Origin of the sequence: Candidatus Poriferisocius sp., assembly GCF_965208355.1 — a bacterium.
Lineage (GTDB): Bacteria > Actinomycetota > Acidimicrobiia > Acidimicrobiales > Bin134 > Poriferisocius.
The window spans coordinates 3,423,962-3,431,372 of sequence record NZ_CBDBOM010000003.1 but is presented as its reverse complement, the minus strand read 5'-3'; the positions used below and the strand labels follow the sequence as shown (position 1 = coordinate 3,431,372).

Annotated in this window: 7 protein-coding genes; 4 read left to right on the top strand and 3 right to left on the bottom strand. The window is 61.0% G+C overall.

The annotated features are described in order from the left end of the window. Together ACOGXH_RS17175 and ACOGXH_RS17170 are read left to right on the top strand one after the other, a co-directional pair. Nucleotides 1–945: hypothetical protein (locus tag ACOGXH_RS17175; RefSeq protein WP_419930306.1), on the top strand; the 945-nt coding region annotated here is incomplete at its 5' end. Nucleotides 946–952: 7 nt separating this feature from the next. After that, nucleotides 953–2,392: a DUF4041 domain-containing protein gene (locus tag ACOGXH_RS17170; protein ID WP_419930305.1), complete on the top strand. Its 1,440-nt coding sequence runs from the start codon at nucleotides 953–955 to the stop codon at nucleotides 2,390–2,392. A 243-nt stretch (nucleotides 2,393–2,635) separates the two neighbouring features. Here ACOGXH_RS17170 and ACOGXH_RS17165 read toward each other — a convergent pair whose 3' ends face one another. The 3 genes from ACOGXH_RS17165 to ACOGXH_RS17155 form a co-directional block, all read right to left on the bottom strand. Then, entirely contained in the window at nucleotides 2,636–2,935 is a 300-nt protein-coding gene (locus ACOGXH_RS17165; protein ID WP_419930397.1) for a DUF4143 domain-containing protein, read from the bottom strand. A 966-nt stretch (nucleotides 2,936–3,901) separates the two neighbouring features. Beyond that, nucleotides 3,902–4,138, bottom strand: coding sequence for a transposase (locus ACOGXH_RS17160; protein WP_419930304.1), 237 nt, complete (start codon nucleotides 4,136–4,138; stop codon nucleotides 3,902–3,904). A gap of 109 nt (nucleotides 4,139–4,247) precedes the next feature. Next, a complete protein-coding gene (locus tag ACOGXH_RS17155; protein ID WP_419930303.1) occupies nucleotides 4,248–4,592 on the bottom strand; it encodes a transposase in 345 nt (114 codons plus the stop codon). Between the two features lie 98 nt (nucleotides 4,593–4,690). On the opposite strand from ACOGXH_RS17155, the gene ACOGXH_RS17150 reads away from it, so the two are divergent. Next, entirely contained in the window at nucleotides 4,691–4,906 is a 216-nt protein-coding gene (locus ACOGXH_RS17150; RefSeq protein ID WP_419930302.1) for a hypothetical protein, read from the top strand. A gap of 484 nt (nucleotides 4,907–5,390) precedes the next feature. After that, on the top strand, nucleotides 5,391–6,092 hold the full coding sequence (locus ACOGXH_RS17145) for a GIY-YIG nuclease family protein (RefSeq protein WP_419930301.1): 702 nt from the start codon (nucleotides 5,391–5,393) through the stop codon (nucleotides 6,090–6,092). Nucleotides 6,093–7,411 lie beyond the last annotated feature (1,319 nt).

The window sequence follows — 7,411 nt, the reverse complement described above, 5'->3', positions numbered from 1 at the left end:
GACCTCGAGACTCTGCGGCGTGTTGTAGAGCATCCGCCGTTCGAACCTGGGGACCTTGCCACTGTCCTTCTTCGACCTGATCCAATCGACCCTCCTCCTAGGCCCGAATTCATTGCGCCGGCTGGCGAGCCGAAGAAACTATCCCTTGCTCTTGGCGCCAAGAAGAGATACGCGGAGTTGCTGGACCAAGTACAGGCAGACCACGACGAGGCCGTCCGGGCCTGGCAGGAGGAGGTTGCCAGCCTCCCAGCACGCCAAGAGGAACAAGATCGCGCTTATGAAGCGGCGGAGGAACTTCGCATTCAACAGCTCGAGGCCGCCAAGACAACGTATGAGGCGGAATGCGAGCAGCGAGAAACTGAGATAGCTGAAGCAAATGGAGCGCTTGATGAACTCATTACGAACCTCGGCTACGGAGTTGAGGACGCCGTCCAGGAGTATGTTTCGATCGTTCTGGGGAACTCTGTTTACCCGGATTCGTTTCCTGTCGAGCACGAGTTCAGGTTCGACTCGAATCATGGAGAGCTGACCTTGGAAGTTGCCGTCCCCGAGCCCGCGTCGATGCCGAGCACCCGGCAGTACAAGTACGTAAAGGCTCGCGACGAGATAGCCGAAACGCCACTCACGCAGAAAGACCAAAAGGAGCGTTACGCGAACGCGGTGGCCCAAGTCGCTGTCAGGACGATGCATGAGATATTCGAGGCCGACCGGGCAGGGCGCATCCAGACGATCTCCTTGACGGTGTCTACACAGGCGATGCACCCGGGGACTGGTCGCATGACCGACATCCCGCTGGTCGCGGTCGCATCGGATAGACCCACCTTCGAAGATCTTGATCTGTCAAACGTCGTGCCCCTGGCGACTCTCGAACATCTGAAGGCCTCTGTTTCCAAGAACCCGTTCGGCCTGGTTGCCATTGACCTTTCGAAGGGAGTCCGGGGGTAGCTTGGCGATGAGCGAGCGGGTGTTCAACCCTCCCCCGGGGTGGCCGAAGCCGCCCGAGGGGTGGACCCCACCGAGTGGTTGGAAGCCTGACCCGTCGTGGCCCCCACCACCGCCCGGCTGGGACCTGTGGATCTCGTCAGACGCCGAAAGCGACGCCACTTCTCAACATCCACCAACCGCGACCGCCCGCGAATCTCCCGCTGCGGCTCCGCCCTCGGCTGATGCCACCGACACGACGGACACGGCAGCGCCTCACGACCAATTGCCGGTGACTCCCATAGCGCCGCACACGAATCTCGAAGAGAAAAGCGCCAACGCATACGCAGACGAAGTGCGGCGCCTCCGAGCCGAAGTCGAGTGGCTTCGGGAGCGGGCCTCCGAAGGTGTTGACGACATCGTCGATCTTGACGACGAACGCGTTCTCCAAGAGGTCGGCATCTACAACTACCACCACCCGCTCGAAAACGCCGAGCAATACCGCTCCAGGCTTGGCGCCATCAACCAGCAGATCAAGGAAATGGTGAAGTCGGGTAACGCAATCGTTGCCTCTGACATGTTCACGTACAACAACTCACTGGCCATGGGCCGCAAGATGACTGCCGACCTGTCCAAATTGATGCTGAGGGCCTACAACGCTGAGGCCGACAATTGTGTTCGCGCGTTACGGGCCGGCAACGTCGTCACTGCCAAGAGACGCCTGGATAGAGCTGTCCAAGCCATCGCGAAACTCGGAGCCATGATGGAGATGCGTGTCAATCCCCGCTACCACGAACTCCGATTCGAGGAACTGGAGCTCACCTCTGACTACCTCGTGAAGAAACAAGAAGAAAAGGAAGCCGCGCGAGAAGAGCGGGAACGGCTCAGAGAGGAGAGGCGGGCGGAGCAAGAACTTGCAGCTGAGCGTGACCGCCTGGACAAGGAACGAGCCCACTACTTGGCTGCCCTCGAAACGCTTCGCGCCAACGACGACGAGAAGGCAGCAACCGAGATGGAGCAGCGGCTGCGAGACGTCGACGCTGCGATCGCAGAGAACGACTACCGCGTCGCAAACATCAGGGCGGGATACGTCTACGTGATCAGCAACCCCGGATCCTTCGGAAAGCAGATGGTCAAAATCGGGATGACAAGGCGGCTCGAACCTATGGATCGCGTTCGCGAACTCGGTGACGCATCGGTGCCATTCCCCTTCGACGTACACGCACTGTTTTTCGCTGACGACGCCGTCGCACTGGAGCAAGAACTACACAACGCATTCGCAGAGACACGGGTCAACCGCGTCAACCTACGCCGGGAATTCTTCTTCGCCACCCCCATAGAGGTCAGACAGGTGCTAGCAGACAAAGTCGGAGCACTCCTCGAATTCACCGAAAATCCCGAAGCGACACAGTATCTCCAGAGCCGCAAGTATTGGCCCCCTGAATTGCCGGCCGACAGCACGCCCCGCTGACAGATCCAACTTCCCCGCCCCTCTCAATTTCAGGTCACGAGACATCCGTCCAAGCAGCGCCCAGCCGCCTGCTACAGCGACCCAGCCCCCGGCGGCGCCACACCAGCCGCCTGCATATCCAGCACCCAGGTCTCTCGGCGCACGTACTTGGGCGAACTCGTTGCCGCTTTTGTGACCCTAGCGAAGTGAGCGGGACGACGCAGACGCCGTCGGACCGCTCGTAGGCGTAGCCCGTCGCAGTGATCATCGCGAGCCGTGCGGGGGGCCGGTACGGCCTCCTTCCAGCTTGGCCCGCAGTCGCAGGAGCGACTCGGCGCCCTTGTGGATCGCGTCGGTCCCTCCGAGTTTGGCTTTAGCTACGACCCATCGTCCGTCGGCTTGTTCGATGACGGCGTCGACTTCGAGGTGGTGGCTGTCGCGATAGTGCGACAGCCACCATCGATTGGCATCTACGTAGATCTGAAGGTCGCGCGACGCCATCGACTCGAACAGCGGACCGGCGAAGCTGAGATCGCGCATCAGCGTATCGACAGTCAGCCGCAGGGCCGCCGTACGTCGTAAGGCTGAGGAAGTTCCTGATTTAGTGGCGACGGTAGCGGTCGCAGCCGCCTTGGGCGACAGTGCCTAGATGGCGCGCAAGGCCCATACCTGGCTCGACAGCGCGAATTGGATGCGGTCCAAGGCAGCGAAATCAGCCCTTTCCGGTGGCTACAGTGTGGGCATCGCAGCCGAGGTCGTCCGCGCTGCGCCTTCCACCTCGCTGCGGATCGGCTCAGAGGAGTTGGCAGGTGAGCCGCCGCCCCTTTAGGTGGGTTCTCGGCCCGGGAGTGGTGCCGACGTCGAGTTCAATGAACCGGGGCCCCAGGCGGCTCAGGTGCCTCCGCAGCGGCTCTAGCTGACCCGGACGGCTCTGGTGGCCCGGCCCGAGTAAAGGTAGATTGTGGGGTCATGGGGCCAGACAACCGCCCAGCACGCCCCCCGGAGGATGTCGCTTCGGGACCGGCGCGGGAGTGGTTGGCCCGGGAGCAGCGACGCGCTAGCGCCTGGGCCTCCCCAGAGCGCAGAAAACCGCGCCGTAAAGCCAGCGTGCCGTGGTTCTGGGTTTTCGCCGCAATCTTCATCCCGCTCCGCATTTATGTCCTGCCAGGGCTCATCGGCTACTGGCCCTCGTGGATAATCACGGCACTCGTGATCTACCAAGGCTCTCGGCTGTGGGAGAAGTGGTGGCAAAAACGCAAAGCGGCCCGCGACCGCCAAGCCTAACGGCCCCCAGCTCGATCCCAGAGCCCCACAGCTGCTGTAGCGCCGCCAGGGCGAAGCTCAGACAACGGCTTCCCGGCTTCCGGAGTAACGGCTGGTCGGGGCCGCCGCGGAATAGGACAATTCTCGTTCCAGAACAGCGTCTTGACCAGAAAATATGCAAAGAGTTCGAATCCTGCCGTGGGCGCTATGTGCGACTGACGTAGGCCGCTGACGTCAGGGCCGTGCGGCCTTCTATTTCAGTCTTTCTTAGGGGGTCTTGCCGCCTGTGGGTCCCAGCCAAAGGCCGAAAGCATCGCGCGCGTCGGCCAGGTTCACGCCGATGGCCACATAGACGGGCCGGTCAGTGGCCTGCGCGTCGCGGACCTTGACGGTGATGGCGTCGATCAAAAGCACCGGATAGACCGCGTCGAGGAGCCGGTTCTGCCACACGGCCATGTCGGAGACGATCTCGTCGGTGATTTTCGAGATCGTCTCGCGGCTCACCGAGGTGTCTTAGACCTCGGCCAGGTGCGCCCCGGTCTCCCCGGTGGTGAGCCCCTTGGCGTAGAGCGAGATCACGTTGCCCGACAGCCCGTCGAGGCGGCGCTGGTGCTCAGGCGCCGGTCACCGGCTCGAACGTGCCCGCCCGGTCGCGAGGCACCCGAAGATCGATCTCGCCGATCTCGGTGGTGACCCGCTTGGACGACGAGCCGTTGCGGGAATTGCCCGACCCGCGGCCGGAGGGATCACAGCGCTCATAGCCCAGGTGGTCGGCCATCTCGACCTCCAGCCCGGTCTGCAGCACCTGGCGCACCAGCCCCGTTAACAGCCCGCCGTCGCCGGTCAGCTCCACACCCTCGGCCCGGGCACGCTCGACCAACAGCTCAGCCCAGTCCTGCATAGCCGCCTCGCCAGCGGCCTCTTCCGCCGGCGCAGCCGGCACATTATGATCAGTCACAGACACGGTCCTTCCCGGCCCGCAGCACCCGGCCGCGGACCCTCAGATCACGCCCGATACACAAAATTCCTGACAGACCCTCCCAAGGATCGGAGCCTGTGCATTACCCGGAAAGGTTCACATTTCCCAAGTTCGAGTCGCCCGTCGGCCTCAACGTTGGCCAAATTGCCGACTTCTGGCAGAAGGAGTACCGCATATCCGCCGAACTGGGCCGTCTCTCAGACGCTCAAGCCTCGCATCGGCTCGCCCGAGAAGTCGGGAGCACCGCCAACAACATAGAACAGGCGATCTTGGCCGAGTTCCACCCGATCTAGGCCGGGACCGACCTGCTCGACGCTCTCTGCCGTACGGGATGGACCGTGTTACTGGCCACCAACCATCCAAAGGATGGATGTTTCGCTTGGCGGAGACTTACGACTGGTGGGAGATGATCGACTATGAGATCTGCTCTTCCGCGTACAGGTGCCGAAAGCCCGAGCCATGATTCTTTGAGCTCGTCACCTTGGCTTGCAACAACGCATCCGGCTTCTGGTTTGTCGACGATGACGAGAACAATGTCAACGCTGTTTCTGCCCGCGGCCTGCACGGCATCATCGTTACTCCGCGCGACCTGCGAACCCTCAGCAACCGTCTGTTGTACCCCAGAGAGACTCGTTATGCCCAGCTACGTTGTCGAAGGCTAGTCCTGCCAGCGGCCGAAGAAATGGTAAGGCGCGTCGCCAGTTACGATGAGCCGCAACCAGGTCAATATGATGGTCGCTTCCATGCAAGCGGAGACTGCCTGAAGGAGTCTTGACCATGAGCGAAGATCGCTCTGCTGCCAGCGACGACCCACCGACCTTTGCAGGCTATGTGTACGTTGCGGTCAACCCGGCATTTCCGGAGTACGTCAAGATAGGCAAGACCACTAAGGGCGACCCGCAGACCCGTATCAGCAACCTCTTCACTACCTCCGTTCCCGTTCCGTTCGAGTTGCTTTATGCCGCTGCGCTCAAGGACCCCGGTGACCTTGCGAAAGTGGAGACTGCATTGCATAGGGCCTTTGCGCCTTCACGCGTTCACCCCCGGCGCGAGTTTTTCGAGATTGAGCCAAAACAGGCAATAGCCGTGCTCAGACTGATAGACGCCGATGTCACCGACCGGGCAAAGCAGGAGGTCGAAAGCGACGTACTAGAGGACGACAGGGTCGCCGTCGCGCGTGTTCAGCGCAGACCGACCCTCAATTTCAGCGAGTTGGGGCTTATGCCCGATTCGGTTCTCATATTCGATAGGGATGAGACAGTCAAGATTCAAGTTCTGGACGAACGTTTCGTCGAGCTCATCGATCTTCCCCCAGATGCATACCCCAACATCGCCTTGGACCACGGGCCGACACACCTTTCGCCGCTCACAAGAGAGCTGCTTGGCCTCGAGCGCAATGTTGCGCCCAGCAGGTACTGGAATGTTCTAGATGGTCGGTCGCTACTCGACCTGTATGAAGAAGTCCACGGCCCCAGATAAAAGGTCGATCTTGAATTCCGCTCCATATGCGGGGGGACCCATATGCAGAACTAGACCACACTGGCCTTGGACTCCTGAATGTCCCCCAAAGATTGGCTCCTCCGCCTCAGCCTCACAGCTTGGCTTAGGCCAACCCTTCATCCTAGAGAATCAACCTCTGTCGTTCATCCAGTTGCGAGCTGACAGGCTCTCATTCCTACCCGACATCGTCGCAGCGCTCTCCTGGGAACCAGACCCGGACAACCCTGGGAACTGGCTCACAACCACCGGCGACCTCGCAGTCGAATCCATCTAGTGGATGGACGGGCCCTTAGGACGTTCCAGATCATTCACCCATGACACAGCAGCCGAAGGCCACGCAGTCCTCCTCACCCATGCGGGCCTCGCCGACATACAGGCGGCGTTCGGAGACATAGTCCGCACCTTCGCCCTGAAAAGAAACCGCAGGAATGACGAGACCCAAGCCAGAACCGCTGAAACAGGCCAAGTTCTCTCAGCCGCAAGTTGAACGGAGCTATCTGAGAAAAATTTTCCTGGCCGTCATAGTCGCTGCATGAGCGGGGCGAGCTAGGGGTGCGGGGATTGATTCACCTCCGGGCCCGCCAGCATTGCATAGCTGATTATGGCGAGAATAAAAGCTCTAGCAGAAGCCTATTGAGTTTGTACCGGTCTTGTAGTTCTTGGGCGTGTGGTTCCCTCAATTGGGACGTGGCCTGAGACGTTTTGCTGGTCAAGGCGGAGGCTAGAAGGTGAACCACCAGTAGGCGGGCGCTGGTGAGCTGTGGGGATGCTGATCGGAGCGCGGGTCGGGTAGGAACCGCATGTACACGAGCAAAGTGTCAACGGGTGAGCTTTTTGGCAGGTCGGGACCGGCAGCAGCAAGCGCCTGACGACTCTAGGAACAGAATGGCCGATCGCCGGGACCCGCCTAGCAAGGGATCGAGCTGCGGGGCATGCAGGTGATCTTGTTCGAGGGCGAGTCAGACCACACTGCCACAGTGACAGGGATGCTTGAAGCCGGAGCTAAAGAGTGCGTTTTTCCGCTAGCAATCCCGGGACAAGCATGATGCCTGTCGCTGCCGACGCGCTCGCTTCCAGGTGAGCGAGTGTGCTCGGCGTGCACGACAATCACGGCGCCTGCCACAAAGCGTGGGCGGAGACTAATGACTGTGCCAGCGCGTCGGCCCCCTCCACGTCGTAAGATGGGTGCCGGGCAGCGGCCAATATGGGGGCCCCTAATCGGATGGGGCATGCCGATACGTATCGGCGAGTCGTCAATCAGGTCTTGGCATGATGATTGCATGGCCATTGCGGTTTTG

Coding starts and splice junctions, on each gene's coding strand:
- ACOGXH_RS17170 (WP_419930305.1), top strand. CDS start 953: ATGAGCGAGCGGGTGTTCAACCCTCCCCCGGGGTGGCCGAAGCCGCCC.
- ACOGXH_RS17145 (WP_419930301.1), top strand. CDS start 5,391: ATGAGCGAAGATCGCTCTGCTGCCAGCGACGACCCACCGACCTTTGCA.